At 64.3% G+C, this 26,850-nt stretch carries 23 protein-coding genes and 1 pseudogene; 8 read left to right on the top strand and 16 right to left on the bottom strand.

Annotated elements, in window-relative coordinates; translation table 11 throughout:
* Window positions 1–4: 4 nt before the first annotated feature.
* Both ACODRZ_RS12715 and ACODRZ_RS12710 read right to left on the bottom strand, forming a co-directional pair.
* On the bottom strand, window positions 5–1,339 hold the full coding sequence (locus ACODRZ_RS12715; RefSeq protein WP_488970726.1) for an MFS transporter: 1,335 nt from the start codon (window positions 1,337–1,339) through the stop codon (window positions 5–7).
* A 47-nt stretch (window positions 1,340–1,386) separates the two neighbouring features.
* Window positions 1,387–2,448, bottom strand: coding sequence for a phosphotransferase (locus tag ACODRZ_RS12710; protein WP_488970751.1), 1,062 nt, complete (start codon window positions 2,446–2,448; stop codon window positions 1,387–1,389).
* Window positions 2,449–2,653: 205 nt separating this feature from the next.
* On the opposite strand from ACODRZ_RS12710, the gene ACODRZ_RS12705 reads away from it, so the two are divergent.
* The 3 genes from ACODRZ_RS12705 to ACODRZ_RS12695 are packed head-to-tail and all read left to right on the top strand — an operon-like array spanning window position 2,654 to window position 5,987.
* Window positions 2,654–4,720: an oxidoreductase gene (locus ACODRZ_RS12705; protein WP_488970727.1), complete on the top strand. Its 2,067-nt coding sequence runs from the start codon at window positions 2,654–2,656 to the stop codon at window positions 4,718–4,720.
* A gap of 20 nt (window positions 4,721–4,740) precedes the next feature.
* Window positions 4,741–5,217, top strand: coding sequence for a MaoC family dehydratase (locus ACODRZ_RS12700; RefSeq protein ID WP_488986206.1), 477 nt, complete (start codon window positions 4,741–4,743; stop codon window positions 5,215–5,217).
* The gene (locus tag ACODRZ_RS12695; protein WP_488970729.1) at window positions 5,214–5,987 is read left to right on the top strand and encodes an SDR family NAD(P)-dependent oxidoreductase; all 774 of its coding nucleotides are present in this window, start codon (window positions 5,214–5,216) and stop codon (window positions 5,985–5,987) included. Before ACODRZ_RS12700 ends, ACODRZ_RS12695 begins: the two co-directional genes overlap by 4 nt.
* Before the next feature lie 17 nt (window positions 5,988–6,004).
* On the opposite strand, the gene ACODRZ_RS12690 is transcribed toward ACODRZ_RS12695, so the two are convergent.
* Complete coding sequence (locus tag ACODRZ_RS12690; RefSeq protein WP_488970730.1) at window positions 6,005–7,090, bottom strand: phosphotransferase; 1,086 nt, start codon at window positions 7,088–7,090, stop codon at window positions 6,005–6,007.
* Window positions 7,091–7,306: 216 nt separating this feature from the next.
* Here ACODRZ_RS12690 and ACODRZ_RS12685 point away from each other — a divergent pair, with 216 nt between their 5' ends.
* From ACODRZ_RS12685 to ACODRZ_RS12670, 4 genes are all read left to right on the top strand, one after another.
* On the top strand, window positions 7,307–8,281 hold the full coding sequence (locus ACODRZ_RS12685) for a LysR substrate-binding domain-containing protein (RefSeq protein ID WP_488970731.1): 975 nt from the start codon (window positions 7,307–7,309) through the stop codon (window positions 8,279–8,281).
* A gap of 117 nt (window positions 8,282–8,398) precedes the next feature.
* Window positions 8,399–10,030, top strand: a complete 1,632-nt coding sequence (locus ACODRZ_RS12680; RefSeq protein WP_488970732.1) for an FAD-dependent monooxygenase — start codon at window positions 8,399–8,401, stop codon at window positions 10,028–10,030.
* Between the two features lie 17 nt (window positions 10,031–10,047).
* Window positions 10,048–11,445: an FAD-dependent oxidoreductase gene (locus tag ACODRZ_RS12675; protein ID WP_488970733.1), complete on the top strand. Its 1,398-nt coding sequence runs from the start codon at window positions 10,048–10,050 to the stop codon at window positions 11,443–11,445.
* Window positions 11,442–12,422 carry an NADPH:quinone oxidoreductase family protein gene (locus ACODRZ_RS12670; protein ID WP_488970734.1) on the top strand — a complete coding sequence of 327 codons (981 nt, stop codon included), beginning with the start codon at window positions 11,442–11,444 and terminating at the stop codon, window positions 12,420–12,422. Before ACODRZ_RS12675 ends, ACODRZ_RS12670 begins: the two co-directional genes overlap by 4 nt.
* A gap of 30 nt (window positions 12,423–12,452) precedes the next feature.
* Here ACODRZ_RS12670 and ACODRZ_RS12665 read toward each other — a convergent pair whose 3' ends face one another.
* The 12 genes from ACODRZ_RS12665 to ACODRZ_RS12610 form a co-directional block, all read right to left on the bottom strand.
* A complete protein-coding gene (locus ACODRZ_RS12665; protein ID WP_488970735.1) occupies window positions 12,453–13,235 on the bottom strand; it encodes an enoyl-CoA hydratase-related protein in 783 nt (260 codons plus the stop codon).
* Between the two features lie 16 nt (window positions 13,236–13,251).
* Window positions 13,252–14,094 carry an alpha/beta fold hydrolase gene (locus tag ACODRZ_RS12660; protein WP_488970736.1) on the bottom strand — a complete coding sequence of 281 codons (843 nt, stop codon included), beginning with the start codon at window positions 14,092–14,094 and terminating at the stop codon, window positions 13,252–13,254.
* Window positions 14,095–14,117: 23 nt separating this feature from the next.
* The gene (locus ACODRZ_RS12655) at window positions 14,118–15,203 is read right to left on the bottom strand and encodes a CaiB/BaiF CoA transferase family protein (protein ID WP_488970737.1); all 1,086 of its coding nucleotides are present in this window, start codon (window positions 15,201–15,203) and stop codon (window positions 14,118–14,120) included.
* Between the two features lie 12 nt (window positions 15,204–15,215).
* A complete protein-coding gene (locus ACODRZ_RS12650) occupies window positions 15,216–15,977 on the bottom strand; it encodes an SDR family NAD(P)-dependent oxidoreductase (RefSeq protein ID WP_488970738.1) in 762 nt (253 codons plus the stop codon).
* On the bottom strand, window positions 15,974–16,966 hold the full coding sequence (locus ACODRZ_RS12645) for an NADPH:quinone oxidoreductase family protein (protein WP_488970739.1): 993 nt from the start codon (window positions 16,964–16,966) through the stop codon (window positions 15,974–15,976). The genes ACODRZ_RS12650 and ACODRZ_RS12645 overlap by 4 nt, the downstream gene beginning before the upstream one ends.
* A 23-nt stretch (window positions 16,967–16,989) precedes the next feature.
* Complete coding sequence (locus ACODRZ_RS12640) at window positions 16,990–17,724, bottom strand: SDR family NAD(P)-dependent oxidoreductase (RefSeq protein ID WP_488970740.1); 735 nt, start codon at window positions 17,722–17,724, stop codon at window positions 16,990–16,992.
* 224 nt (window positions 17,725–17,948) lie between these two features.
* The gene (locus ACODRZ_RS12635; RefSeq protein ID WP_488970741.1) at window positions 17,949–18,680 is read right to left on the bottom strand and encodes a TetR/AcrR family transcriptional regulator; all 732 of its coding nucleotides are present in this window, start codon (window positions 18,678–18,680) and stop codon (window positions 17,949–17,951) included.
* Between the two features lie 151 nt (window positions 18,681–18,831).
* Window positions 18,832–19,884: a phosphotransferase family protein gene (locus ACODRZ_RS12630; RefSeq protein ID WP_488986205.1), complete on the bottom strand. Its 1,053-nt coding sequence runs from the start codon at window positions 19,882–19,884 to the stop codon at window positions 18,832–18,834.
* A 31-nt stretch (window positions 19,885–19,915) separates the two neighbouring features.
* Window positions 19,916–21,055, bottom strand: a complete 1,140-nt coding sequence (locus ACODRZ_RS12625; protein WP_488970743.1) for an acyl-CoA dehydrogenase family protein — start codon at window positions 21,053–21,055, stop codon at window positions 19,916–19,918.
* A 20-nt stretch (window positions 21,056–21,075) separates the two neighbouring features.
* Window positions 21,076–21,399, bottom strand: coding sequence for a 2Fe-2S iron-sulfur cluster-binding protein (locus ACODRZ_RS12620; protein ID WP_488970744.1), 324 nt, complete (start codon window positions 21,397–21,399; stop codon window positions 21,076–21,078).
* A gap of 54 nt (window positions 21,400–21,453) precedes the next feature.
* On the bottom strand, window positions 21,454–22,578 hold the full coding sequence (locus tag ACODRZ_RS12615) for an acyl-CoA dehydrogenase family protein (protein ID WP_488970745.1): 1,125 nt from the start codon (window positions 22,576–22,578) through the stop codon (window positions 21,454–21,456).
* Window positions 22,579–22,659: 81 nt separating this feature from the next.
* Window positions 22,660–23,862: an acyl-CoA dehydrogenase family protein gene (locus ACODRZ_RS12610; RefSeq protein WP_488970746.1), complete on the bottom strand. Its 1,203-nt coding sequence runs from the start codon at window positions 23,860–23,862 to the stop codon at window positions 22,660–22,662.
* Window positions 23,863–24,288: 426 nt separating this feature from the next.
* Between ACODRZ_RS12610 and ACODRZ_RS12605 the strand changes: the two genes are divergently transcribed.
* Complete coding sequence (locus ACODRZ_RS12605) at window positions 24,289–26,409, top strand: acetoacetate--CoA ligase (RefSeq protein WP_488970747.1); 2,121 nt, start codon at window positions 24,289–24,291, stop codon at window positions 26,407–26,409.
* A gap of 9 nt (window positions 26,410–26,418) precedes the next feature.
* Here ACODRZ_RS12605 and ACODRZ_RS12600 read toward each other — a convergent pair.
* Window positions 26,419–26,850 (bottom strand): annotated as a pseudogene (locus tag ACODRZ_RS12600) (hypothetical protein); the annotation flags it as partial.

Below are 26,850 nucleotides of genomic sequence, written 5' to 3'. Positions count from 1 at the left end.
ACGCTCAGTCATGCACTTCGGCCTGCTGGATGTGACGCAGCGAGAACCAGGTGCAAAGGACGACCAGCGGCCATGACAGCAGGGTGAGTGCCACCAGCCCCAGGCGCAGCGCGCCTGGCCCGGCATCAATCATGTCGCCCAGTTCCACCGCCGCCAGCGGCCCTACGCCATAGCCAAGGACCGAGATCACCAGCAGGTTGACCGCCGCCATGCGTGCGCGCATTCGTCGCGGGCCGAATACCTGAAACGCCAGCGGCGGCATCACCGCGAAGGCTGTGCCGGCAAAGACGCCAAGCCCCACGCCCGTCAGCAGCAACGGAAGGGTGGGGGCAGCAATCCCGCCAGCGAAAGCCGGAGCGCAGACGATCGCTGAAACGAACAGCGCCGCCACAGCGCCCCGCATCGGCCAGCGACGCTCTATCTGGTGTGCCAGCCATGGCCAGAAGAACGTGCCTGCCAGTCCTGCGGGCACGCCCACCATTCCGAAAACGTATCCCGCCTGCGCCAGCGTAACGCCATAACCGCGCACCAGCACGGTGGGCAGCCATGCCACGATGGACAGCGCGAATATTGAATAAAGTCCGGCACAACTGAGCAGCGGCGTAAAGACTCTCCAGCGCGAGCGCAGATAGTCTGCAAAGACCGCCAGGCTGGCATCGTCCCGCCCGATCGCCTGCGACGCGCCCCGTTCGGGATCTTTAACCAGCACGGCAAAACCTCCCGCCAGCACCAGCCCCGGCACGCCGACGAACACAAACGTCAGCTGCCATGGCGCCAGCCCCACCATCTTGCCCACACCCTCCGCCACACCAAGCGCCATGGCGCCGACGATGTAAGAGCCGATGCTCATGAAGCTGCCGACTGACAGATAGATGGCCATGGGCAGACCCCGTTTCTCACGCGGAAACAGGTCGGCGATCAACGATACCGCCGCCGGGGTCAGCACGGATTCGCCGAGCGCCACTCCGCAGCGCAGGATAAGCAGGCTCCAGAACCCTTGTGCGAAACCGGTCAATACCGTTGCGACGCTCCAGATCGCAACGCCGATGGACACCACCGCCCGGCGGCTGCGGGTATCGACCAGTTGCGCCAACGGCACCCCCCCGATCGCATAGACCAGCGCGAACCCTAACCCGAGCAGCAGCGCCATCTGCCGATCATCGAGCGCAAGCGACTGCGCCACCGGTTCCGCCAGCAGCGCCAGAATGCTGCGATCGAGAAAGGACAGCACGAACAGCAGGAACAGGAGAATCAGGGTAGTCCAGGCCCCTTCCGCGGTCCGTTCGGCCGGGGCAGCATAGCCCGGTGCGCCACTCTTTGAATCTTCACGCATCGTCATCGATTGTGTCATCCCCGCCCCCATCTTCGCCCTGCCTACATCGCCTTTCACGCTCCGATCTTCCGTGCGCTCTCAAGGGCCAGCGCCGCTATTTCCGGAAGTTGCGCCGCGCGCACCCGCGCTTCCGACGACGCGGCAGTGCCGCGCAGCACCCGCCCTTTGATCCCATGGTAGATCGCGGCGAGACGGAACAGATTGTAGGCCATGTAGTATTCGTACCCGTCGATCCGCGCGCGTCCGGTCCGGCGGCAATAGGCCGCGACGTAATCGGTTTCGGACGGAATGTTCAGCGCCGCAAAGTCCGCAGCGGCCAGCCCCGCAAGAATATGCGGCGGCAGCCGATAGACCATCGCGTGATATGTGAAATCCGCAATGGGATCACCCAGCGTCGAGAGTTCCCAGTCGAGAACCGCGATCACGCGCGGCTCGGTCGGGTGGAAAATCATGTTGTCTATGCGAAAATCGCCGTGGACGATCGTGCCCGGCCCTTCGGGCGGAATGTGCCGCGGCAGCCATTCGATCAGCCGATCCAATGACGGATCGCGCCCGGCAGCCTCGTCCGAAAGATACTGTCGGGTCCATCGGGCGATCTGCCTCTCCAGATAATTGCCGGCCCTACCGAAATCCGCCAGGCCCGCCGCAACAGGATCGATCGCATGCAACTGCGCCAGCGTGGCGTTCATGGCCTCATAGTAAAGCGGACGATCCTCGCGCGCGATTTCCGGGAGGCGGCCGTCCCAGAATATTCGCCCCTCAACAAGCTCCATTATGTAGAACGCTGTGCCAATAACGGCCACGTCCTCGCATAGCGAGAAGACCTTGGGGACGGGGAATCCGGCCTCACCGACGGCGGCAATCACCAGCGCTTCACGCTCTATCGCGTGCGCGCCTTTCAGCAGTTGTCCGGACGGCTTGCGCCGCATCACATAGGCGCGCTCAGGAGTCGTCAGGCGGTATGTCGGATTGGACTGTCCACCTTGGAAACGCGACACTTCAAGCGGTCCGACGAAGCCTTTGACATGCCTCTCCATCCATGCCGCAAGCGCTTGTGCATCGACGCCATCCTCAATGCGCCGCCGTACCGCAGCGGCCGCTGTCCGGGTTTCCATCGCCTGTTCTCCCAATCCGCGCCGCGTTCACCGGCTGGGTAACCTGCCCGGGAACCGACCATTGCGCGCACGGCATATGCCGTTGCATCATTATAGTTCATATGCTTTATACAATATTGATAAAAATCCTAGAGGCTATGGCCAGGCGGGATACTAATCCTGTCAACGGCAGATTGCCCTCGGGACTAGTGACGGAGATGAAACCATGAAGGAGCACGGCGCCCGCGCCGCCGATCGGTGCGACCACGACCATTACGACCAGGATCTGAAAGCGCTGTTCCAGCCAATGAAGGTCGGCCCGATGACGGTGCCCAACCGCATGATGATGGCGGGCATGTCCGCCGGCATCAAAGTGGACGAGAACGGCGAAGTCGATCCCCAGATGACCGCCTACCTGCTCGAACGCGCGCGAGGCGAACCCGGGATGATCGCCATCGGCGCGTCGCCGGTGGTCCCGATCGAGGCGAAGCGCATTCATGGCATCGCGCTTTACAGCGATCACGTCGTCCCCTCTCTGCGCACGATGGTGGAAGCCGTGCATCGCCATGATACGCGCATCGGCATTCAGCTGTGGAACGGCGGCGGCACCGAGGGCACGACTCCGGGAACGCTCATCTCGCCTTCCGGGCTGTCCTCCAACGTACGCACCGCTCGTGGCGATGCGACATCGCGGCGACTGGGCCAACCGAATCGCGCCCTATCGGTGGAGGACATCCACCGCGTCATCGGCTGTTTCGCGCAAGGCGCGCGCCGGGCGGCGGAAGCCGGGTTCGATTTCGTCGAGATCCATGGCGGGCACGGCTACCTCATCAGCAACTTCCTGACACCGCTGTTCAACCGCCGCGACGACAAGTACGGCGGCAGCTTCGAGAACCGCACCCGGTTCCTGATCGAAATCGTCGAGGCGGTGCGGCACGAAGTGGGCGATACCATCGCCGTGGGGGTCAAGTACAACGGCAGCGACTTCCTAGGCGAAGACGGCTGGTCGATAGAAGAAAGCGGCCGCCTGGCGCCATTGGTGGAAGCTGCCGGGGCCGACTACATCACCATCACTGCCGGTCTGGTGGGTACGCCACAACTGACCATCCCGCCGATGTACGAGCCACAGGGCTGCTATTCCGACCTTGCGGCCGCCGTAAAGCCGCACGCCACGGTACCGGTAGGCACCATCGGACGTATAAAGAACCCCTTGATGGCCCGCGATCTTATCGCTTCCGGCAAGGCGGATTTCGTGTGTTTCGGGCGGGGTGCCATCGCTGACCCCGAGATCTTCGCCAAAACCCGCAGGGGCGCTATCGCCGATATCCGCCCCTGCCTTGCCGATTGCCGGGGCTGTATCGACGAGCATATCCACCGCCACCCGGGCGGCGCGGATGCCAGTTGCGTGGTCAACCCGCGCATGGGTCGCGAACGCAGTTGCATCGACGTGGAGGGCGCGGCGCGGGCCGATCCCCGGCGCGTGATCGTGGTCGGGGGCGGGCTGGCCGGCATGGAGGCGGCCCGCATTTCTGCCTATCTGGGGCATCGGGTCACGCTGATCGAGGCGGACGACGCGCTGGGCGGGCAGATTCGGATCGCGAGGCAGATTCCCGGCAGGCAAGAAATCGGCGACATCGTGCCCTGGTACGAACGTCAACTGGCGCGCCTTGGCGTGGATCTGCGGCTTTCGACCTTGGCGGACAAAGCGCTGCTGGCGACGCTGACACCGGATGTCATCGTGCTTGCCACAGGCAGTCGCCCGGCGATCCCGCAGAACATGATCGACCTCGTGCTCAATGCAGAGGGGATCGAGATCCTGCTTCTGGACGATCTGATTGGCAATGCCCTGCCGTTGTCGGGGCAGGCCCTCGTCATCGGCGGCGACCAGAACGGCATGGTCGCTGCGGACTATCTGGCGCAGAACGGGGTGCAGGTCACCGTAGCCGAGACAGGCGCCCATTTCGGCCACAAGCTCGCCGCCCATGATCGCTGGTATCTGCTGAACCGACAGAACGCCAAGGGCGTAAAGCGCATCAAGAATGTCCTCGAGATCGCCCTGGATTGCGATGGCAGGGTTCGCCTCCGGACCGATGCGGGGGAGATGGCCCTGCCCGATATCGGCACGATCGTCTTCGCCGGGGAACGCAAATCCGACCGGACACTGGCCGAGGCGACCCGCGATCTAGGCGCACGACTGCTGGTGGTAGGCGATGCCCACGACGCGGAATCGGAGAACGCCGGAACAATCTTCGCCAACATTGCACACGCCTACGACACGGCGCGGCAGATTTGAAGGATCAGGATATGGGCAAAGTGGAAGCTCGACAGTTGCCCTCCGTGATCGGGCAGGAACTCGGCCCGTCGCGCTGGGAAACGATCACGCAGGCCATGATCGACCATTTCGGAGAAGGGACCACAGACCGCTTCTGGATTCACACCGATGTCCCCCGTGCGACGGCGGCTTTCGGCGGCACGATTGCGCATGGCCTGCTGGTGCTTTCGGTTGCGCCGGTGCTCGCTGGCGATCTGATGGCCTTCGCCGAAGTCGATCTCAATTATGGGTTCGACAAGGTTCGTTTCATGTCGGTCGTTCATGCCGGCGACCGCGTCCGGGTCAGGATCACCCCGCTGGGGCTGGAACCGCGGGGCGAGGGAGCGTTGCTTCGGCTGCGATTCACGATCGAGGTGGAAGGGCGCGAAAAGCCCGCCATCGTCGCGGAGTGGCTGTTCATGCTGTTCGACAGCCCCGATGCGCTGGCGCACCAGGCCGAGGTCGGTGAACACGCATGACCGAGCGGCTAGCCAAAGGCATTGCCGGAGAAGCCATCGTTATTACAGGTGGTTACGGCGGAATAGGATTGGCCGTGGCCCAGCTTGTCGCGGAACTCGGCGGCAAGGCCGTCATAGCCGGACGCAACAGGAGCAAGGGCGAGACTGCCGCAGCGGCGATCCGGGCCAAGGGGCTGATCGCCCACTTCGTCGAAATGGATGTGGCCGATCCGGCTTCCGTGGAAGCGGCCGCCGAAGCCATAGACCGCGATATCGGGCCAGTTTCCGGCCTCGTCGCCAATGCCGCGGCAACCTGGCCCGGCCCCGCTTTCGACCTTTCGCCGGAGGACTGGCGCAAGACGCTGGCGGTAAATCTGGACGGCACTTTCTTTTGCGCACAAGCCTTTGGCCGCCGGATGCGCGGGCGCGGCGGATCAATCGTGATCGTCTCCTCTGCCGCTGCCGCCAAAGTCACCTGGCCGCCGGCCGTCTTATCCTATTCGGTCGCCAAAGCGGGAATATCGCACCTGGCCCGGCTGCTGGGCGTCGAGTGGGCGAGCGAGAACATCCGCGTGAACGCTGTCGAACCGGGGCACATCGACACGCAAATGACCCGCAACGCCCAGCAACGCCGCCCTGAACTGATCGAAGGGTGGATATCGATGGTGCCGCAAAAGCGCCTCATCGACGCCGACGAGATCGCCGATACAATCGGCTTCCTGCTGTCCGACCTGTCGAGTTCGATGACCGCATCGGTCATCAGCGCGGACGGCGGTTACACCAAACGCTGACGACCGATCGAAGTGGCTCAGGCGAAAGCCCTGGTCACTTCAAGGTCGATCGCGGCATGCAGGGTGCGGGTAGCCGACTGGTCGGTGACAAGCTGAACCTGCATGTCGTAGGGGTTGAACACCCCGCTCGCCATGATGTGCAGAATATTACGGCGATAGTCCTGGAACAGCGCGTCGCGATCGGGCGCATCCCTGACGCCGTACGCAATCAGTTCGTCGCGGTAATGGCCGATCAGATCGCGTTCATGCCTGCGACGGTCTTCCGTCGCGAGCGTGGTCACCATCATCTCGCCATGATCGTGGCCGGGGACGCCGGGGAACGTGCACTGCCAGTCAAGGAAACCGGGCGTGCCGTCCGCCTCGTAGAACAGGTTGCCGCTGTGGCAGTCGCCATGGACCAGCGTATGCACGGGCGCGGCGTCGTTCGTACGCCATAGCGTTTCCAGCATCTTGCGACCGAACTCGCGCGTCGGGAACACCTGCGCCAGCATCGGCGCGTAGATGCGACCTTCGACCACGTCCCAGTTTCTGTCCCGCATCAGGTAACGCAGGAAGGTGCGCTGCGGATCGGCCCAGTCGCGATAGCTCGCAAGGCGCAAATCGCCCCAGAAATGCGCAGGGAACCGCGCCAGTCCGGACAGAATGCGCGCCACGTCATCCACCGTCAACACGTCGGTGGCATAGCCGAAATTGACGTTGCGCGCGCTCATGTCTTCCAGAATGACAATACCCTGCCGTTCGTCGAAATCCCAACCCGCGTAGTAGGCAGTGGGGATGCTGGCCGGCATCGCGGGCGCAAGTTCGTGGAAAAAGCGCGCCTCCTGGATCAGTCCGAGCCACACCCGACGGCGCATGACATCGTCGAAGCCACCCTTTACGTAGACCGTATCTGGCGCATCACCCCGATCTCCGCGATACGCCAGATCCAGCGTGAAGCGCGCCGACATCGATGTGCCCGCGCGCTCCCTGTCGCGCGTCACCCCGGCGATCGCAATACCGGGAAACCTGTTCTGCAGCGCTTCGGTAAGCCACGCGGCATCGACGCCATCCATCGTGGTGGGAAGCGGACTGCGGGTACGCCGCGTGCGTTCGAGAGTGGCCATGTCCGAGTTCTCATCCTTTGCAGGTTCCTCTGCCGCCCCTTCCTTTTCGGCTCGGGGCCGATGGACAGGTCCGGAAGCTTCCTTTACCATACGTTTTAGACAAACGAATAAACATTCGTCGAAGTAATCGACTTTGTGCGCCGGTCATCGGCGCAGCCGGAGAGATGCCCGCTTGGAAAAGCCCCAACTTCCGAACCGGCGCGAGGCGCGCTGATTGTGCGATATCGCCTGCCTTCGCTCAACGCCCTGCGCGCGCTGGACGCGGTGGGCCGGCACGGTAGCCTGTCTTCCGCCGCGCGCGAACTTCACGTATCGGTAGGTGCCGTCAGCCGCCATGTCGCCCTGCTGGAGGCCTATTTCGAACGCCCCCTGCTGCAACGCCACAAGAGCGGGGTCACGCCTACGCCCGATTGCGCCGCCTACCTGCAGACACTGGGCGATGCGTTCGAACGCATCGACAGCGCCAGTCAACGCCTGTCCGGCGGGCACAGCCAGGGACAGCCGCTGCAACTGCGTTTCTATTCCAGCTTCACGACCGAATGGCTGGCGTCCCGGCTGCCACTGTTCCGCGCCAGGCACCCCGACGTGCCGCTGGACTTCACGCTATCCACCCATGACGCGCGCTGGCGTGACGAACCTTTCGATCTGGCGCTGACTGCGACACCGCCTGACAGCGACGATTTTTGCGTGGTCGAACTTTTCGACATGCAACTGGCGCTGGTCTGCGCACCGGGGCTTGCAGCCCGCTCGGGTGGGATGACCCCCAACGATCTTGCCGGCCAGACGCTGTTGGTAGCGCCGCGCGAACTTCCCCTGTGGGACGCGCTGCTGGCGCAGATGGGAGCCCGGCCGCTGCCCGCGCAGGACCGGCTGTGCTTCGAATCGCTGAGCCTGACGTATCAGGCCGCGCGGGGCGGGGGCGGCGTCGCGCTGGGCAATCTGCTGATGATCGTGGACGATCTGACGAGCGGACGGTTGGTTCAGCCGTTCGACACCGTGTACCGCGCCGATGCGACTCACTACCTGGTGTGCCGTCGCAGCCGCCGCCGTCATGCGCCGCTGGTGCTATTCCGTGACTGGCTGATGGCGCAGATCGCCACCAGCCGCGCAGCGTTAGTTCCGTTCGTCGACGGGCGCCCCGCACCGCGCCTTTCCCTGGATGGGCGGCAACCCGCTTTTGCCAGTTCCTGAAGTCCGGCATGATTGACGCCAACCCCGCCGGGGTCAAACCGGGTTTGATGAAATTGCGACTTCCGGCGCACGGCCACCGCTGCCCATCATGGGCAACCGAGTGGAGCGGAAACCGACATGTCCGATAAAACGAAATACGATTATGACGTCATCGTCGCCGGAGCGGGGCCTGTGGGCCTGACCCTTACCATCGATCTTGGCCGGCGCGGAGTGGAAACGCTGCTGATGGAGCGCGATCCCACGACCGCGCCCTGGCCCAAGATGGACCGTTCCAATGCCCGGACCATGGAACTGTATCGCAGACTGGGGCTTGCCGATCGCATCCGCGCGCTTGGCTATCCGGCGGACAACCCAATGGACGTGATGCTGGTGCGTTCGATGAACGAGCCCCCGATTGCCTGCATCCCCTTCCCGTCGGTAGCGGAAAAACGCGCGACGGTGGCTGCGTGCTGCGACGGCAGCATCCCGCTGGAGCCGTACCAGTTGGTGTCGCAAAACGCGATCGAACCGCTGCTGCGCAAGGTGGCGGAAGAGGAAACACCGAAAACCACCGTGCGCTATGGCTTTGAACTGGTGGATTTCGAGCAGGACGCCGATGGCGTGACCATCCGTGCCCGGCGCAGCGATGGTGGCTATGAAACGCTGCGCGCACGCTATCTGGTAGGCTGCGATGGCGGGCGCAGCACCGTGCGCAAGCACCTGGGCATCGCCTTGCAGGGCCGTTCCAGCCCGATCGAGCTGCGGCAGGTGATTTTCTGGTCCAAGGATCTCTATACGCGTATGGCCGTGCCCAAAGGGCGACACTACAATTTCATCGGCGGCGGCGGTTTTGTGGCGCAAGGCAACCGCACCGAGTTCACGTTTCACACGGCGCTGCCCGCAGACACCGATTTCGAGCCGATACTGCGACAGATGATCGGGTTCGATTGCGATCTGGAGATACGCCATGTGGTTTCATGGCGACCGCACCTGCTTCTGGCGGATTCCTACCGGCGTGACCGGGTGCTGATGGCGGGCGATGCGGTGCATCTGGTCATTCCCACGGGCGGTCTTGGCATGAACACAGGCGTGGGCGATGCGATTGACCTGGGCTGGAAGCTGGCGGGCACCATTCATGGCTGGGGCGGAGCCGGACTGCTGGACAGCTACGAACCCGAACGCCGCCTCGTCGGCCAGCGCAACATCGAAGCTTCGGGCTGGGCAGCCGACGGGTCGATGCTGTGGCTGCCCTTCGTCACGCCCGAAATCGACGCGGTCGGGCCGGCTGGCGATGCCGCGCGTGAACGCCTGCGCGCGGCCTATGAGCGCGAACATGGCAGGATGCACGGCATGGTCGGAGCCGAAGCCGCATATACTTACGCCGGATCGCCGCTGGTCGCCCATGAACCGGGAAACCTTGCCCATTGGGAAATCAGCCGGATCGAACCTCATGCCCGCCCCGGCGTGCGCGTGCCGCATATGTGGCTGAAGGACGGCAGCGCGCTTCAGGACAATCTGGGCGAGGATTATACGCTGCTGGATCTCGGCGGCGATTTCGACACCGCGCCGCTGGAAGCAGCCTTCGCCGCACTGGGCGCGCCGCTGACGGTGGTCCGGCGCAATGAACCGCACGTGCGCGACGTGTTCAACGCAGGCGCTCTGCTGCTTCGCCCCGATCTCCATGTCGCCTGGCGTGGCGACGGGCCGCCCGCCGATCCCGTCGCCCTCGCCCGCATGGCGACCGGCCACAGCGCCGGCTTCCGGCGCTGATAGTAGGAGAGCCGACGATGTTGCGCGAAACCGGACATATCCCCGCCCGCACCCAGGTTCTCGTCCTTGGCGCCGGCATCGCGGGGCACTGCGCCGCGCTCGCCGCCGCCGAACGGGGCTGCGACGTGCTGTTTCTCGAAAAGGCATCGCAGCCCGGCGGCAGTTCCGCCATGGCGGGCGGCGGTTTCGCCTTTTCCGGCACCGATCTGATGGAAGCGGCCGGACGGACCGACAGCCTTGCCGCCTTCCGCGCGGATCTTATGGAATCGGGTGCAAACCGAAACGATCCCGTGCTGATCGACGCATTCCTGGCCCGCCAGCTGGATGCCTATACCTTTCTGAAACGACACGGGGTTCATTTCGATCTGATGCCCGGCGTGATGCGGATGCACACCACCGGTACCGGCCGCGCGGTAACAAACCTGCATGTCGCCGCCCGCGCGCATCCGCGCATCACCTACTTCTCCAAATGCGCGGCGATGGCGCTCAACCGGCCCGGTGCAGACGGGCGTGTTGAAAGTGCGGTGATCGCCTTCGGAGATGAAATCTTGACGGTCGCGGTCACACACGGCGTCGTGCTGGCGACCGGTGGGTTTTCCCGGTCGCGCGAACTAATCGCCACGTTCGCGCCGGAACTGCTGGGCGCGGTGCGGCACGGCGGGGTCGCCAACACCGGCGACGGACTGATGATGGCCTGCCAACTGGGTGCGGGGCTTGCCGACATCGGCTATGTCAGCGGATCGTTCGGCGGCGCCATCCGGGACTATCCACGCGGGGTGCAGGGCGCAGACGAAGTGCCGCCACTGCTGTTCACCTTCATGTCCGGCGGCATCATGGTCAACGTTGAAGGGAAACGCTTCGTCAACGAAGGCCAGAGCTACAAGACGTTGAGCGGCGTCGGCATGGAACAGACCGGCGGGGTGGGATTCCAGGTCTTCGACCAGACGCTGATCGACCAGTCGATGGCGGACAGTTCGGTCAACAACTTCCAGGAAGGAATCGTCGGCGGCTATATCCGCTCCGCCGAAACGGTCGAAGCTCTGGCAGAGACGATGGGTCTGGACCCGGCCACGCTGGCCGCCACGGTCGCCCGCTACAACGCTCATGTCGCGCAAGGGCACGACCCGGACTTCGGGCGCACCGCCACGCTGCTTCCGATCAATCGTGCGCCCTACTACATCGCGGCAAGCGCCAATGCGCTGACATCGACGTATGGCGGCATCACCACGAACGCCGACATGGCGGTGACCGACTGGCTCGGCCAGCCCATCGGCGGCCTCTATGCGGCCGGCGAAGTCGTTGGCGGGTTTCACGGAGCGGGCTATTACAGCGCCTCCTCACTTTCCTCGTCCGCAACGTTCGGAATCTGCGCCGGCGAGGCCGCTGCGCGCAATGGTGAAGGGGTAATTGCATGAAATCATGGCGCGCGCAGCGGTTCGGCAGGCTTGAAGAGGTTCTCGAACTCATCGACGTCCCGCTCCCGGAGCCCGGTCCGGGGCAAGTGGTGCTGCGGGTGCGCGCCGCGGGCGTTGGCCTGCCTGACGCCCTGATGCTGGGCGGCGGGTATCCGCTGGTGCCGCAGCCGCCAGTCTCGCCGGGCATGGAAGTCGTCGGCGATGTCCATGCCGTCGCGGCGGACGTGGACGTTGTCCCTGGCACTCGGGTAATGGCGCTGGCCGCCGCCGCGCGCGGCTGGGGCGGTTTTGCCGAATACTGCATCGCCGAAGCGAAGAACGTGCTGCCCGCCCCCGGCGCGCTTTCGGACGAGGAAGCCGCCGGGTTCTATATTCCCTACAAGACCGCGCATATGGCGCTGGTCCACCGGCTGGCGCTGCAACCGGGCGAAGTGATGCTGGTGCCCGGTGCTGCGGGCAGTTCGGGCGCTGCGGCGGTGGCACTGGGCAAGGCCTTGGGCGCAAGCGTTATAGCGATCGCCAGCAGCGCGGAAAAAGCCGCCTTCGCCCGCGATTGCGGCGCCGACCATGTGCTCAACCACCGTACTGACGACCTGCCGGCGCAGATCGCGCGGATCACCGGGGCGCGCGGCGCGCAGGTGCTGTTCGATGCGGTCGGCGGCGATCTGGCGACCGGGCTGGTGCCCAGCCTTGCGCGGGGTGCGCGGATCGGCCTCGTCGGCTTTGCCAGCGGAGAATGGCTGCGCCTCGATCCACAGGCGCTGGTCATGCGCAACCTGTCGGCTCTGGGTATCTTCGCGGGCGATATGACACCCGACGAACTGCACCGAACATATGCGGAGCTGACCGCAATGGCCGTCGCCGGGCGCATCCGCGTGCCAGTGGGCCAGGTGTTCGGCTTCGCGCACGTCCCACAGGCGATCGCCGCCGTGCGCGACGGGCGTATCCCCGGAAAGATCATTGTCCGGGGATACTGACCCTTTATGCGAAAGGGACGGGGCGGCTGTTCAGCGTCCCGTCCAGCGCGGCGCGCGCTTTTCCTGAAAGGCGGCGATTCCTTCGCGGGTATCGTCCTGGGTCAGGAGCCGATCGAACCACTGGAGCGCAAGGGCATAAGCCTCTTCCTGCCCGGCGGCGGGCTCCACGGCAGCCCGCGCCATCGCCTTGGTCGCCCGGATCGCCATCGGCGCACCGGCGAGGATCGCATCGGCATAGCGCCGGGCGACCGCGATCGCCTCTCCCGCCGGCGCCACTTCGCTGACCAGCCCCCAGCCATGCGCGGTCGCCGCATCGATCATCTCGCCGGTCAACAGGCAGCGCATCGCAAGGTGCCAGGGCATCCGCCGAGGTAGCGTGCTGGCTCCGCCACCCAGCGCCGCGAACCCAACCTTGGGTTCGGGCAAGGCGAAGCGTGCGGCTGCATCCGCCACCACGATATCGCAGGCCAGCGCCACTTCCCAGCCCCCACCCAGCGCCACGCCGTTCACCGCAGCGATGATCGGCTTGTCCAGCGTGTAGCGGCGTTGCAACCCGCCCCAGCCGGTTTCCGGCATCGGCGCGTCCATATCGTCAGCCAGATCGTGCCCGGCACAGAACGCCCGGCCGGCTCCGGTGATGATGGCTACTCGCAGCGCGTCGTCCGCTTCGAACCGGTTCCAGATGGCATCCAGTTCCCTGCAGTCCGAAGCGGTCAGCGCGTTGAGCGTATCGGGCCGGTTCAGCGTGACGGTCAGCACCGCGCCATCGGCTTCGGCCAAAATCTGGCCGCCCGCGTTGATCGTGGTTCCCATAATCGTCGCCCCCTATTCAGCGTTGCAGGAAGTCCGCGACGATCGCGTTGAAACGATCGGCCTTTTCCCATTGAATCCAGTGTCCGCATTGCGGGAACAGATGGACTTCGCTGTTGGCGATCATGCGGCTGAACAGCTGATAGCCGTCCACCGGATTTACCCGATCGTCCTTGCCCCACAGGATCAGGGTTTCGTGCGGGATCTGCCAGAGCGGCTCCTGCCAGAACGGATCGAGGCCCTGCTTCGCCCATGGGGGATCGTTAATCACGTCAGCGCGGGTGGCGGCGGCAAGCCGTTCGGCCACCAGTTCCTCGGTAATCACCGACTGGTCATGAACCAGCAGTTCCAGAACGCCGCGCATCTTGGCCTCCGTCGGGCCATCGCCAGCGTAGAACGTCGCCATGCGACGAGTGCCCTCCGAAGGGGTCGGCGTGTGCATGGACAGGAAGCCGCCCGGCCCCATCAGAACCATGCGGCGCATCCGCTTTGGGTGGCGCAAAGCAATGGACAGGCACTGCCCGCCGCCCATAGAGTTGCCCACCATATCCGCCTGATCGATACCCAGCGCATCCATGAAGCGCAGCGTCACATCGCCGAACGTGCCCATCAGGCCGGTACCGGGACCGGCCGGAATCTTGTTTTCCGATGCGCCGAAGGCGGGCATGTCGGGCACGATCACCCGCCCAACTTTCTCGGCTAGGGGCGCGATGTTGCGAATATAGTTGCTGATGCCGCCCGCGCCTGGTCCGCCACCGTGCAGCAGCAGCAGCGGCACACCACCCCGGTCTTCTCCCACCTCGACGTAGCTGATCTGGCAGCCGTCCACATCGATTGTCTTCGCAACGAAATCCCCGCTCATGTCCTTCTCCTCGGTCTTTCCTGTCAAAGGCCCCACCGCGCCAGCAGGGTTGAAGCATCTTCGTTCTTGCCGATTGCGCCCGGCGTTCGCGAAAAGCGCGGCGCGGGCGTGTTGTGCAGGGCCCCGTCGCGCTCAACGTAGCTGCCGCGCGCGCGCGTCTGCGGATGTGCAGGGACTTCATTCAGATTCAGGACAGGCGCCGCGCAGGCGTCCGTATCCTGAAGGATGTCGGTCCATTCATCACGCGTCCGGGTGGCGAAGATCGCCGCCATCTGCACGCAGCGGTCGGGCCACACGGCTACGTCCAGCTGATCGTCCAGCCACTGCGCAGGTGCACCGATCAGATCGAGCAACTGCGCATAGAAGTGCGGCTCGACCGCGCCGACCGCAAACTCCCCTCCGTCCGCGCAAATGTATGTACGATAGAACGGCGCGCCGCCGCCCAAGAGATTCCGGTCACGCTCCAGCGAGATCGCGCCGCTGGGAACCATCCCGGCGAACATCGACATGAGCGAGGCGACCCCATCGACGATTGCCGCGTCGATCACCTGCCCTTGCCCCGATTTCTCCCGCTCCCACAGCGCGGCCATGATGCCGAAGGCCAGGAACATGGACCCGCCGCCAAAATCGCCGACGAGGTTGAGCGGCACCGCTGCCGGTTCGCCGCGCCGTCCGATCGCCGCCAGTGCGCCGGTCAGCGCCAGATAGCCGATGTCGTGGCCCGCGCGCCCGGCCAGCGGGCCATCCTGCCCCCACCCGGTCATCCGTCCATAAATGAGGCGGGGATTGCGGGCCAGCACCGCATCAGGGCCAAGGCCAAGGCGCTCCATCACGCCGGGGCGGTTGCCTTCGATCAGCACGTCGGCACGGTCCAGCAGGTCCAACGCGCGGGTGCGCCCTTCATCGCTGCGTAAGTCCAGCGTCAACATCGCCCGCCCCCGGTCGACCACCGGGTTAAGCGCGGCCACACCGCCCGGCCGGTCTATACGCAAGACTTCCGCGCCCAGATCCGCCAGCAGCATCGCGCAATGCGGACCGGGACCGATCCCGGCGAATTCCACTACCCGCAGTCCCGCCAAAGGGCCGCCGCGTGCGCTTTCGTCAGCCATCGCTGCGCCCCCTCACTTCGGCGCCAGACGGATCGCGCCGTCGAGGCGGATCGTTTCACCATTCAGCATCGGATTGCCGACGATGGCCTCGACCAGTTGGGCATATTCGTCCGGATGGCCGAGGCGGTTGGGGAACGGCGTCTGGCTGCCCAGCGAATCCAGAGCTTCCTGTGGTAGCGATGCCAGCAGCGGCGTCATGAACAGGCCCGGTGCGATCGTCACCACCCGGATGCCATAGCGCGCCAGTTCACGCGCTGCGGGCAGGGTCAGGCCGGCGACGCCTGCCTTGGACGCGGCATAGGCGGGCTGGCCGATCTGCCCGTCGAACCCCGCGATGCTGGCGGTGTTGATGATGACGCCGCGTTCCTCGCCGAGAAGATCGGCGGTGTGTAGCCGCTGCGCGAACTTGGACATCACGTTGAACGTGCCCAGCAGGTTGATGTTCACGATCCGCGCGAAGTCGGCCAGCGGCAGCGCCGCGCCGTCGCGCCCGATGATCTTGGCTGGCGGCCCGGTGCCTGCGCAGTTGACCAGGATGCGGGCTTTCCCGTCTAGCCCTTCGACGTCTTCCAGCGCGGCGGACACTTGTGTTTCGTCCGTCACGTCCACCCGCGCAAAGCGGCCACCGATCGCGGACGCATGGGCCTTGCCCAGCGCCTCGTTCAAGTCAAAAAGTGTCACTTTTGCGCCGGCAGCGGCAAGCCGGGCGGCGGTTGCTCCGCCCAAGCCCGATGCGCCTCCGGTCACGATCGCGGATATGCCATCAATCTTCATGCTTGCCTGCTCCCGTCAGTTTCGATGTCCACGATGACTTTGCCGATCGCCCTGCGCTCGCCTACCTCGGCCAGTGCCGCCCGGATTGCGCTCAGGGGGTAGCGCGCGTGAATGCGCGGATGCAGCCTGCCTTGTGCATATAAGGCAAGGATGGCCGCGAAATTGTTCGCCGCCGTCGTCGGATCGCGTGCGGCCCATGCCCCCAGAACGACGCCGATCGCGCTGGCGCTTTTCAGCAACAGCAGGTTCGCCGGCAACCGGGGTATCGCCCCCGCCGCGAAGCCGACAACCAGATAGCGCCCCTGCCAGCCCAGCGCGCGCAAAGCCGCCTCGGCATGGCGATCGCCGACGATATCCACGGCCACGTCAGTGCCCCGCCCGTCGGTGATCCGCATGACGTCAGCCTTGATCGCATCATAGCCGATCGCCTCATCAGCACCCGCTGCCAACGCTGCCTGCCGCTTTTTGGGGGTAGAAGCGGCGGCGATCACCCGCGCGCCCAGGGCCCGGGCGACTTCAATGGTAGCGAGGCCGACACCGCCCGCCGCACCCAGCACAAGCACCGTTTCCCCCGCTTGCACACGACCCTGTGTGACGAGCGCCAGATAGGCGGTAGAGTAGGCTACGCCGAAGCCCGCTGCCAGATCGAGCGGAAACTCCGGCGGCAACACGAAGGCCTCGCCTCGGTCGCACGCCGCATAGTCGGCAAAGGCGCCGATCGCCCCCATGAACACAACACGATCGCCCGGTGCAACGTCGGACACGCCTTCGCCCACCGCGACAACCACGCCCGCCGCTTCGGCTCCCAGCACAAACGGCGGGGCAGCTTTCAACTGGTAGCGGTCCTGCGTCACCAGTAGATCGGGAAAGTTGATGCTCGCTGCCGCGACCCGGACCAGCAACTGCCCGCGTCCGGCTTCGGGACGGGGCCACGGACCGACGCGCAGGGCTGAATTCTCGCCGACCGCCTCACAAATCGCCGCGTTCATCATAATCCCGTCGGGAGTCATCGTCACAGGAGCAGGCCGCCATCGGCGATGATGGTCTGCCCGGTGACATAGGACGCCAGCGGCGATGCAAGGAACAGCGCCACGCCGGCCATTTCCTCGATCGTTCCGAATCGGCCCATCGGGATGCGTTCCAGCGCCGCCTCGCGCTGCGCGTCGCGTTGGGTCGTCACGGCGGTCATCTTGGTGGGGATGAACCCGGGTGCGAGGCCGTTCACCCGCACCCCGTTCGCCGCCCAGGCATGGGCCAGCGTCCGCGTGAGCCCGAAAGCCCCTGTCTTGGAGGCATTGTAGGCAGGATTGCCCGGCGTCGCATGGAACGCGGCGGTGGAACTGACGATCAGCAGACTGCCCCGAGCCGCGCGTAACAGCGGTTCGAACTTCATTGCGCAGGCCATGAGGCTGATGAGGTTGATCTCCACAACCTTGCGGAACCCCTCCATCGCGTATTCCTGACGACGGTAGAGCACGGCACCCTGCGACAGCACCAGAATGTCGAGCCGATCAAAATCGGGCTCCCAGGCTTCGATTGCGGCAGCGTCGCTCATGTCGAACTGGCGGTACGAAAGTCCGGTCAGGTCGCTCTGCTCCCCACCGTCATAATCCTTGGCGGCAGCGCGGGTGCCCCAAACTTCCACGTGCGCACCCCGCGCCCGGTAAGCCTGCGCGATGGCATTGCCGATTCCGCTGGAACCACCGACGACAAGCGCCTTCTTTCCGCTGAAATCCAGATCGTTCACGTAGCCTTCCCCTCTCAACGGGGGATCATGCCCTCCGCTTGAGATCTGGCTAACATAAAACAAACGCTTTCATCAATACATAATCCAAACAGCTGTGCCCGACCACATTCTGTGCCGAAAATGCAGACCCGAAAACCTCTCCCGAAGCGCGCCGAAATCATGGAAACAGGCAAGCATCCATAAAACGATCGCATTACGTCAAAGTGGAACGGCTTTTATCCCGGTCAGGAAGCCGGCTTCTTCGGCGCACGCGGGGCACGGCGCGGCTTTTTGGGAGCCGCAGCCGCTGCTTCTTCGGCATCGGTATAACCGGCTTCGAGCAGACCGGTCGCCGATTCGACAAGGTTCAGCAACGGGTCGTAACCGCTCCAGATTTCACTGCGCTTGCGCGAGGCGACCCAGGCTTCATGCGCGGCACGCACGGACAGGACATACCAGGCAAAGTATATCAGCCGCTGACGCATCACCGGTCCCGGGATATCGCTGCGCACTTCACCGATGTACTGAAGAAGGCGCCCGAAGACGGAAAAGTTCATCTGCTCCAGGAATTCCGCTGTCATCTTTCGGCGCGTGAACAACACGCTGGCGAGAAAACGGGCGGACGTGGGGGCGGGATCGGAAAACGTATCGGTATCCGGCGCCAGCACCACGACTTCGACGATATCGCGCACACACTTGGCGCCACCGCGCTTTTCAAGGCCGGAAAGCCCGTCCAGCCAGGCCCGGCTGCTTTCCTGGAACAAGTCCGTCAGGAGCTCCAGGATCAGGCCTTCCTTGGACTTGAAATAGTAGTTCAATGAACCGCCATTCTTCGCCCCCGCCGCGGCTACGATCTCCCGTACGCTGACAGCTTCGACACCGCGTTCTGCGAAAAGCCGTCGTGCGGCAACCTTGATCGTCTGACGGGTTTTCGTCCTGTCCTCGGTATCCACGATGGGCAAGTCAGTGAAGCGCATCTACTTTTCCGTCCATTAGGCTTTTGCGGACGATCCCTCCCGCACGGATACAGGTCTATCGTCTAAAACGGACTGGTCATAACCCAAATATGTTTTCTTTGCCAAGGCAGGCAATCGGCGAACGCCAAGGCAGTCCACAGACAGGGCCGAATTACGCTCCGATCCGCGCCAGAGCGCGACGCAGCAACCGGGTCGCAGTATCGTGCAGTTGCAGGCCGGTGTCCATCGCGTCGATCCCGGCATGCGCCCGCGCATGGGTGCCCTCCAGGATAACCGCCAGCTTGAAGCAGGCCAACACCATATACCAGTCGATCCGCGACAGATCGCGCGGACTGCGCTCGGCGTAATGCGCCACCAGTTCATCGGCGCGCGGGAAACCGTCCCATGGATCGACCTGCAGGACGGCCAGATCCACCGGCGCAACCCCGCGCCATGTCGCCAGCAGCCAGCCCAGATCGATCAGTGGATCGCCAATCGTCGCGAGTTCCCAATCGATGATCGCGGCCAGTTCGGGGCCGTCGTTGCGGTACATGACATTGCCCAGCGAGTAATCGCCGTGAATGATGCCCGGCACGAACGCCGCCGGGCAGTTCTCTTCCAGATAGTGCTCGATCGAGCGCACGTCCGGTAGCGCAGCAAGGCCAGGCCACGTATCATAACGGGCATAGCCTTCCAATTGCGAGTGCCAGCGCGAAACCTGCCGGCGCAAATAGTCGTCAGGCTTTCCAAACCCTTCAAGCCCGACCGCCCGGTAATCCACGCGTCCCAGCGCCAGCGCGCCGTCGACGATCGCAAAGCCCATCCCGCGCCGCAGGTCCGGATCAGACGCGTGCAGCGCAGGCAGCGACCCTGCCGTTGGATTGAAGCCGTCCACCGGCTCCATCAGGTAAAAGGCATAGCCCAGCGCGTCCTCATTAGCACACGCCGCGATCAGCGCAGGGTGCGGTACGTCGCTACCCGCCAGCGCGGTCAACACGCGGGCTTCGCGGCGCATCGTCTCATTGCTTTCAGGCCGTATGCGCGGAGGCGGGCGGCGGATCACGAAGCTGCGCCCCCCTTTGGTAAACCGCACGATAAGGTTCTGCGTACCGCCGGCCAGTGGCATGATGTCTTCGATCGGACCGCGCCCCAGACCCTGTCCGTCCATCCAGTCACCAAGGCGTCCGTAGTCGATTGTCTCGACGTTTGCGGCCATGTCGCTCATTCCCTTTCCGGCTACCTGCGACGGACGGCGCTCAGAGCGCGCGCCCCACAACTTCCTTCATGATTTCCGAAGTGCCGCCGTAAATCCGCATGACGCGCGCATCGCGCCACAACCGGGCGATGGCGTACTCGTTCATGTACCCGGCACCGCCATGCAGTTGAAGCGCGGCATCGACGACTTCCCATAGCATTTCGGTATGCCACAGCTTAGCGGCAGAGGCTTGCGCCCCCGTCAGCGTGCCGTCCACCAGACTTTTCACCATGGCATCGATATGCGCCCAGCCCACCTGCAGCTTCGTCCGGCATTCCGCCAGCGCGAACCGGGTGTTCTGGAAATCGATCACCGGTTTCCCGAAGGCCTGTCGGTCGCGGGTGAAGCGCAGCGCCTCGTCGAAGGCCCGTTGGGCATAGCCCTGCGCGGTCAGAGCGATGCTCAACCGTTCCTGCGGAAGCTGCCGCATCATCAGCGCGAAGCCCTGCCCTTCCCCGCCGATGAGGTTCTCCACCGGCACCCGCACGTCCTCGAAGAACAGTTCGGACGTGTCGGCAGACCACTGGCCGATCTTGTCGAGATTGCGGCCGCGCGAAACGCCCGGTGTGGACGCCTCTATCAGCAGCATGGAAATGCCCCGTGCCCCCTCGTCGCCGGTGCGGACCGCAACGAATAACAGTTCGGCCATCTGCCCGTTGCTGATGAACGTCTTGGCCCCATTCACGACATAGTGATCGCCGTCCCGCCGCGCGGTGGTGCGAAGCCGCGCCAGATCAGAGCCCCCGCCAGGCTCCGTCATCACGATCGCGCCGATCGCCTCGCCCGACACCATTCCCGGCAGCCAGCGCAACTTCTGCGCTTCGGTGCCGTAATGGATCAGGTAATCAGGGGTGATATCGCTATGCACACCCACCGCAATCGCCGAACCGGCATAGGCCAGTTCTTCCGCCACGACCGCATTATAGCGGAAATCCAAACCCGGACCGCCATAGGCCTCCGGCACTTGCGGTCCCAGCAGCCCGGCGTCACCGGCCTTGCGCCAGAACGTGCGGTCGCTGATGCCGTCCTGCTCGAACTGCTCGATATGCGGTTCAAGTTCGGAGGCCATGAACCGGCGCACTGTCTCGCGGAACATCGCCAGTTGCTCGTCGCCGGCAGTACGGGTGGTCATGTCGATCATCGGGCTGCTTCCGTGCGTTCTCAACCGCCTTGGCAGCGGGGAATGCGAATCTCGATCCCATCCAGCTCCGCGCTCAGCATGATCTGGCAGGACAGGCGTGACGTTTCTTCGAGTTCCGGGGCGAATTCGAGAAGATCCTTCTCATCCTCGCTCATCGGAGGCAGCCGGTCGAACCATTCCTTACCAACGTAGATGTGACAGGTCGCACAGGAAAGCTGTCCGCCGCAATCCGCGTCAATACCTTCGATCCCGCCGCGCACCGCGCCTTCCATCACCGACGTGTTCTCGTCGATCTGGAGTTCGGTCTCACCGCCATCGGGCGAAACGAACCTTACCTGAACCATCGCATACTCCAGTTGCCCTTCCCCGGCGCCAGATGCGCCGGGGAAGCCGTTGCCTCAAGCTGCCCGGACGTGTTCGCGTTCGAGCATCTGGATGAGCTGATCGCGCTGATCGCGCGGCGTTCCCAGCAGCGCCGCGTTCGCACGGGCACGCTTGTAGAACAGGTGGTTTGCCATCTCCCAGGTGAAGCCGATCGCGCCGAATACCTGGATGTTACGATAGGTAGCGTCGCAGTAGGCGTCGCTGGCATAGCTCTGCGCGATCGCGACCGCCTTGCTGGCACCGGCATCGCCTTCGTCCAGCGCCCATGCGGCGTACTGAACTCCGGCAGTGGCGCATTCGGACATGCCTGCCACTTCAGCCAGCGGATGCTTGATCGCCTGGAACGAACCGATCGGACGACCGAAAGCGATCCGCTCCTTGGCATAGGCCACCGCGTCGGCCAGGACTCGCTCGATTCCTGCGGCACTTTCGGCAGCCAGAACGAGGTAGAGGCGATCTCGAATCCACGACCAGGTGCCCGCATCCGCTTCGGCCAGCCGGTCGGCGGGCACGTTGTCGAACCGCACCGCGCTGACGGTGCGCGTGATGTCACGCCAATCCAGCCGCTCGATCGCAACGCCCGGTGCGGTGGCATCGACCACGAAGAACGCCTGCGCGCCGTCGACCTCACCCACGACGACCAGCTTGTCCGCAGTAGCTGCATCGACCACGAAGGACTTCGCGCCGTTCAGCGTCCACCCATCGCCGGAGGCGCTGGCAGTAACGCCGCCCGAAAGCCCGTTCACATCGCCGCAAGGATCCGCCACAGCAAGCGCGAGCGAAAGCTCACCCGCAGCGACCTGACCGAGAAGCGTTTCCTTTTGCGCTTCCGACCCGGCCTTTTCGATGGCCCATGCTCCGGCCAGCGTGCCGAACAGCGGCGCGGGCGCCAGCGAGCGGCCCATTTCGCCGATAATCATGATGAGATCGAGGTAACCCATGCCCAGACCGCCGTAGGCCTCGGGGATGACCATGCTTTGCCAGGCCAATGCCCGGATGCCGTCCCACAGTCCATCCGGCTGGACCGGGGTGCGGTTCGCTTCCGGACGGAGATAGGGGTCCAGCCTGACCTCCTTGGAAAGAAACGTCTGCGCCGCATCCTTCAGCGCGAGATGGTCGTCGCTCAGCGTAAAATTCATTTGCCTGTTCCTTGCTCTCGTGAACGACGGCGGGCATTGCCTCGGCCGCCGTTCCGGAAAGTGTTTTGCGCGATTCTACTCTCAGGCCGCAGTCTTGGCGGGAGCACGGCTGATCTCGTTGAAGGGAATCTTGGCCGAAGGATCGACATCGCGCGGCAGGCCCAGAATACGCTCGGACACGCTGTTCTTGAGAACCTCCTGCGTGCCGACGCCCAGTGTCGCGGCAGGGCCGAACCAGTAGGAATAGTCCCAATTACGGAATAGCCCGTAATCGCCCGGCGGCAACGCCAGTTCGTCATCGTCGCGGACCAGTCCGGCGACACCCTCGGCGCTTTTGGCCAGCGCCGAAAGACGCTGACCATGCGGCGATGCGATCATCTTGCCCAGGTTCGCCTCAAGGCCTGCCGGGGTGCCATTGATACGGTTGCTCAGGTTGCGATAGCCCAGCAGGCGCAGCAGTTCGCCCTCGGCATAGAGCTTCCCGGCCTCGTCGCGGACCAACGGATCCTTGATACCGCCGCTCTCGATCAGGCCATAGACCAGTTCACGCGCGCTCGGACCATAGCCCCATACCGCGCCCGGCTTGGTCATGCTCATGCGTTCGGTCTGGAGCTGCTCCATGACGATCTGCCAGCCCTGGCCTTCTTCGCCCAGGCGGTTGGCAGCGGGCACACGCACGTCGGTGAGGAACACTTCGTTGTATTCCGGCTCTTCACCCGACATGTCGAGGATCGGGCGCACTTCAACGCCGGGGGCCTTCATGTCGATCAGGAACACGGAGAGACCGCGGTGCTTGGGCGCAGAGGGATCGGTGCGCACGATCACCACGCCGACGGCAGCGTGATTGGCCGCCGAATTCCAGATCTTCTGGCCGTTGATGATATAATCGTCGCCGTCGCGCCGAGCTTGGGTCCGCAGACCGCCAAGATCTGACCCGCAGGACGGTTCAGAGAACAGCATGCACCAGATATGATCGCAGGCAAGGGCGGGCGGCAGGAACTTCTGCCGCATCTCCTCGGTGCCGTAAGCGAGCAGCGACTGGCCGCACTGGTTGATCGCGATTGCATTGATCGTGTGCGGATGCGGCACGCCGGCGTGGACGATCTCCTCCTCGATGATGAGCTGCGTCTCGGGATCAGCGCCCAAGCCCCAAGGCCGCGGCCAATGCGGTGCGGTGTACCCCTGCTGGGCGATCTGCGCATATGTCGGCTTCGGATTGGCCTCGAACCAGCGGCGCACCTCGACGCGGCGCGGGTCGTCTTCTCCGGGAAGGTTGAAATCCATGAACTGCTTCTCCCAATCGGGCCGGAGCCCACAATCACCCTGCGCCTGCAAAGAAACGGATGCGGAAATGGCCCGTTCGCGGCGATCGACACCACCGGAAGCCACCCCCAACACCCTTCGAGCGACGCCTCTCAAAGCCATCGTTTAAAGCAATAGTTTTATCGTCTAGGCTTACATATCCGGATTGTCAATGACGTCATTAGTGGCTCTAAATGGCGCATTTTTCCAAAATATGCCGAAAATAATAAAACGATCGAATTGGTTTTTTCAAACGATTCTGACAATCTGACGCCTGATCCATAACGGCACGCCTCGTCGCAGTTCCCCACATGGCGGGAGGAAGCGGGTGAATTCGACGTCTTGCCGTTTGCCGCCTATCGCTGAAACGATCATAGTGCGGCCGATAACAAGACCAAGGAGGATGCCATGGTGCAGCAGCCAGCCAGTGCCGATGGCCGGCAGCGGCCGTCGACCGGGGGCGATACCCAGCGGCCTGAAGCGATTCGCGCGGTCGGCTGCCCGTCGCGGCGCTTGGTCGCCGAAGGCACCGTCCTGCGCGCGGTTTCGGCCGAGGACAGCGCAAACTCCAACATCACGCTGTTCCTGAACTGGCTGTCCGCAGAGCGCGGTATCCACTTGCCCAACTACGATGCGCTGTGGCACTGGTCCGTCACCGAACGCGATGACTTCTGGTCTACGCTCTGGGACTTTTTCAACGTTCAAGCGTCCTCCCCCTGGCACGCCGTCTGTGAAGGCGAGGCCATGCGCGACACGCTCTGGTTTCCCGGCGCGCGGCTCAATTTCTCGCAGCACATGCTGCAGATGGAAGCGGAGCTGACGGACCGTACCCTGCTGCACTGCTACTCCGAAGCACGGCTGCGGCGCGACTGGAACTGGGGCGAGGTGGGCAATGCTGTGCGCAGCGTGGCCACAGGCCTGCGCGCGCTGGGAGTCAAATCCGGCGACCGTGTCGCCGCCTATATGCCGAACATCGCCGAAACGGCCATCGCCATGCTGGCCGTGACCGCGATCGGCGCGATATGGTCCTGTTGCAGCCCCGAATTCGGGACTCCCGCCGTCGTGGACCGCTTTGCGCAAATAGAACCCAAAGTTCTGTTCGCGGTAAATGGATACCACTTCAACGGGATCGAGCACGATCGCAGAGCGCTGGTGCGCGAAATCGCCGACCGGTTGCCCTCAGTTGAGCACCTGATCATGCTTCCGGCGCTGGGAGCTGGCAATCCCGCAGACGCCGATCCGCGCCTGCGGGATTGGGCAGCGCTGATTGCCACACCGGCGCCTGCGCGCGCAGAGTTCCATTTCGAACAGGTGGAAAGCAACGATCCTCTGTGGATCCTCTTCACATCCGGCACGACCGGACTGCCCAAGCCCATCGTCCACAGCCACGGCGGAATGCTGCTGGGCGCTTTCAAGGACAATTTCTTCCACGCAGAGATCACCAGGCAGTCGACGATCTTCTTCTATTCGACGACGAGCTGGGTGATTTGGAACACCACGATCTGCGCCATGCTGCTGGGCGCGAAAATCGCCATCTATGACGGCAGCCCCTTCCACCCTGATCTCGGGCGACTCTGGGCCATCGCCGCGGAAACCAACGCTACCGTGATCGGCGCCAGCCCTACGTACGTCAACAAGCTGATAGCACAGGGATATCGCCCGCGTGACTGCCATGCGCTCGACGCTCTCGAACTCTTGATCATGGGCGGCGCCCCGGCCAGCCCCGAGTTGTTCGACTGGCTAACCGACGCGCTGCCACCCCGCACACGGATCACTTCACAGTCCGGCTCCACCGAACTGTGCGGGGCCTATGCCGGTGGAGTGCGGACGATCCCTACCCGCGCCGGAGAGATCAGCGCCCGCGCACTGGGCATGGATGTCGAAGCGCTCGGGCCGGACGGCGCGCCGGTGCGAGAGGCCGCCGGCGAACTGGTCATCCGCTCCCCATTTCCAAATATGCCGATCGGGTTGTGGAACGATCCGCAGCGCTGCCGGTTTGAAGCCACCTATTTCGCGACGATCCCCGGCGTATGGCGACAGGGAGATCTCCTGCGCATCACCGACGAGGGCGGCTGCTATGTGCTCGGTCGGTCGGATGCGACGATCAAGCGCAACGGCATCCGCATTGGCACTGGAGAGATTTACCGCGCCCTGGATACCGTCGATGCAGTCGCGGACGCGATCGCGCTCTACCCTCAGTCCGGCCCACATAAAGAATTGCTGGTGCTGTTCGTACAGCTTGCTCCCGGCGCTGGACTAAACGCGGGGTTGCGCATGCGGATCACGGAAACCCTGACCCGCCGCGCCAGCCGCCGTCATGTGCCCGACCTGATCGTTGAAGCGCCGTTCATCCCTTACACCGCTACCGGGAAGCGGATGGAAGTGCCGCTCCGACTGCTGCTCGAAGGCGCTGAGGTGCAGGATCTTTTCCAACCCAGCAGCATGGCGGAACCTGCAGCGGCGCGATGGTATGCAGCCTACGCGCAGGCGCTGCCCTGCATGGGCACGCCCCGCCTCACCACGCCCTGACCTTATAGCCTACCCGCCGGGTTCCGGTGCCGGAAGCCCGGCAAGGAAACGCTCGGCTGTACGGCGGCGTTCTCCGCGGCGGGTCAGCACGACCAGAGCCGTGTAAAGCGGATTGGCCAGCGGCACTTCGACCAGCCCCTGCGGCGGCGGGCCGAACCAGCCAAGCGACACCGCAGGGCGACGTAGCATCGCCGCATAGCGCATGAGAGAGGGCGCATCACCTTCCGGAAAATCAGCAAGCACCGCCCCTTGCCGAGACAGCCAGTGCGCCACCGCCTCGGACAGCAGCACGCCATGGGCTCGGCTAAGCTTGGCGACCTGTATACCTGCCAAAGTTGCCACCCCGCAGGCATTACTCCCATCGGCCGGCATCAGCAGCGTCAGCGGGTCGCGTCCGTCAAGGTGGTGTAATTTCGGCTGTGGCCGTGGGCCATCGTCAGG

The organism is Novosphingobium sp. FG90, from assembly GCF_057808725.1.
Note: the sequence above shows the minus strand (reverse complement) of the source record. Positions and strands in the feature narration are given on the sequence as shown.

What these genes read in the sequence shown, in the direction of transcription:
- ACODRZ_RS12655 (WP_488970737.1), bottom strand. Translation starts at nt 15,203, where the DNA reads ATGGCTGACGAAAGCGCACGCGGCGGCCCTTTGGCGGGACTGCGGGTA.
- ACODRZ_RS12650 (WP_488970738.1), bottom strand. Translation starts at nt 15,977, where the DNA reads ATGAAGATTGATGGCATATCCGCGATCGTGACCGGAGGCGCATCGGGC.
- ACODRZ_RS12625 (WP_488970743.1), bottom strand. Translation starts at nt 21,055, where the DNA reads ATGATCGACATGACCACCCGTACTGCCGGCGACGAGCAACTGGCGATG.
- ACODRZ_RS12695 (WP_488970729.1), top strand. Translation starts at nt 5,214, where the DNA reads ATGACCGAGCGGCTAGCCAAAGGCATTGCCGGAGAAGCCATCGTTATT.
- ACODRZ_RS12635 (WP_488970741.1), bottom strand. Translation starts at nt 18,680, where the DNA reads ATGCGCTTCACTGACTTGCCCATCGTGGATACCGAGGACAGGACGAAA.
- ACODRZ_RS12665 (WP_488970735.1), bottom strand. Translation starts at nt 13,235, where the DNA reads ATGGGAACCACGATCAACGCGGGCGGCCAGATTTTGGCCGAAGCCGAT.
- ACODRZ_RS12670 (WP_488970734.1), top strand. Translation starts at nt 11,442, where the DNA reads ATGAAATCATGGCGCGCGCAGCGGTTCGGCAGGCTTGAAGAGGTTCTC.
- ACODRZ_RS12605 (WP_488970747.1), top strand. Translation starts at nt 24,289, where the DNA reads ATGGTGCAGCAGCCAGCCAGTGCCGATGGCCGGCAGCGGCCGTCGACC.
- ACODRZ_RS12710 (WP_488970751.1), bottom strand. Translation starts at nt 2,448, where the DNA reads ATGGAAACCCGGACAGCGGCCGCTGCGGTACGGCGGCGCATTGAGGAT.
- ACODRZ_RS12675 (WP_488970733.1), top strand. Translation starts at nt 10,048, where the DNA reads ATGTTGCGCGAAACCGGACATATCCCCGCCCGCACCCAGGTTCTCGTC.
- ACODRZ_RS12620 (WP_488970744.1), bottom strand. Translation starts at nt 21,399, where the DNA reads ATGGTTCAGGTAAGGTTCGTTTCGCCCGATGGCGGTGAGACCGAACTC.
- ACODRZ_RS12660 (WP_488970736.1), bottom strand. Translation starts at nt 14,094, where the DNA reads ATGAGCGGGGATTTCGTTGCGAAGACAATCGATGTGGACGGCTGCCAG.
- ACODRZ_RS12680 (WP_488970732.1), top strand. Translation starts at nt 8,399, where the DNA reads ATGTCCGATAAAACGAAATACGATTATGACGTCATCGTCGCCGGAGCG.
- ACODRZ_RS12690 (WP_488970730.1), bottom strand. Translation starts at nt 7,090, where the DNA reads ATGGCCACTCTCGAACGCACGCGGCGTACCCGCAGTCCGCTTCCCACC.
- ACODRZ_RS12615 (WP_488970745.1), bottom strand. Translation starts at nt 22,578, where the DNA reads ATGAATTTTACGCTGAGCGACGACCATCTCGCGCTGAAGGATGCGGCG.
- ACODRZ_RS12630 (WP_488986205.1), bottom strand. Translation starts at nt 19,884, where the DNA reads ATGAGCGACATGGCCGCAAACGTCGAGACAATCGACTACGGACGCCTT.
- ACODRZ_RS12610 (WP_488970746.1), bottom strand. Translation starts at nt 23,862, where the DNA reads ATGGATTTCAACCTTCCCGGAGAAGACGACCCGCGCCGCGTCGAGGTG.
- ACODRZ_RS12715 (WP_488970726.1), bottom strand. Translation starts at nt 1,339, where the DNA reads ATGACGATGCGTGAAGATTCAAAGAGTGGCGCACCGGGCTATGCTGCC.
- ACODRZ_RS12645 (WP_488970739.1), bottom strand. Translation starts at nt 16,966, where the DNA reads ATGAACGCGGCGATTTGTGAGGCGGTCGGCGAGAATTCAGCCCTGCGC.
- ACODRZ_RS12705 (WP_488970727.1), top strand. Translation starts at nt 2,654, where the DNA reads ATGAAGGAGCACGGCGCCCGCGCCGCCGATCGGTGCGACCACGACCAT.